An 834-nucleotide genomic window follows, 5' to 3' on the forward strand; every position below is an offset into this window, starting at 1 on the left:
GATTCCTGGCTCAGGAAGCCCCGCAGGTCAGCGACCAGCAAGGTCTTACTCCCTCAACACCAGCCGGGTTGGAACCAGCCCGGTTGTGCAGAGCAAGGCTCTGGGTGCGCTGTCCTGGTTCTCGATCAGCGCGCATACGGAGCTTGGTTCTCGCACCGCACGGCGATCAGCCTACCCGATCGTGTGGGCGGTCTTTCGCCTTGGCGGCGAAACCCCGTTCCTTGCCCTGCTCCGCAGGGGTTCGATTCCTCCCCGGCCCGAAGGCCGGGGCATCCTCGAAGGAGACCCAGTGAACGCCCGCGCCGCAGCGCCCGGAGTCGGCCCGGGTCCGGACGCGCTGACCGTGGTGCGCGCCGGGGCGCTCACCACCGTCCAGGACCTCGGCCGGGCCGGGTACGCGCACCTCGGCGTGCCCCGCTCGGGCGCCCTCGACGAGGCCGCGCACCGGCTCGCCAACCGGCTGCTCGGCAACCCCGACTCCGCCGCCACGCTGGAGACCACCGTCACCGGCTGCGCGGTGCGCGCCGAGGGGGACGTCACCGCCGTGGTCACCGGCGCCCCCTGCCCGGTGACCGTGGGCGGGCGCCCCGCGCCCTGGGGGCTGCCCGTACGGGTGCCGGCGGGCGCGGTGCTGGAGGCGGGGGCCGCGGAGTACGGGGTGCGCGGCTACGTCGGCTTCGCGGGCGGCCTCGCCGCCGAACCGGTGCTCGGCAGCCGGGCCACCGATCTGCTCTCCGGCCTCGGCCCGGCGCCGCTGCGCGACGGCGACACCCTGCCGCTCGGCGATCCGGCGCCCCCGCGCGGTGCGGCGTATGCGGCTCGGGGGGCCGGGAC

The 834-nt window shown here is 75.7% G+C and carries 1 protein-coding gene; it reads left to right on the forward strand.

Annotation, left to right across the window (positions count from 1 at the left end):
- Positions 1-289: 289 nt before the first annotated feature.
- On the forward strand, positions 290-834 hold a 545-nt coding region (locus G5C65_RS37915; protein WP_420903416.1), incomplete at its 3' end, for a 5-oxoprolinase subunit C family protein.

Origin of the sequence: Streptomyces boncukensis (assembly GCF_011045075.1) — a bacterium.
Taxonomy (GTDB): Bacteria; Actinomycetota; Actinomycetes; order Streptomycetales; family Streptomycetaceae; genus Streptomyces; species Streptomyces boncukensis.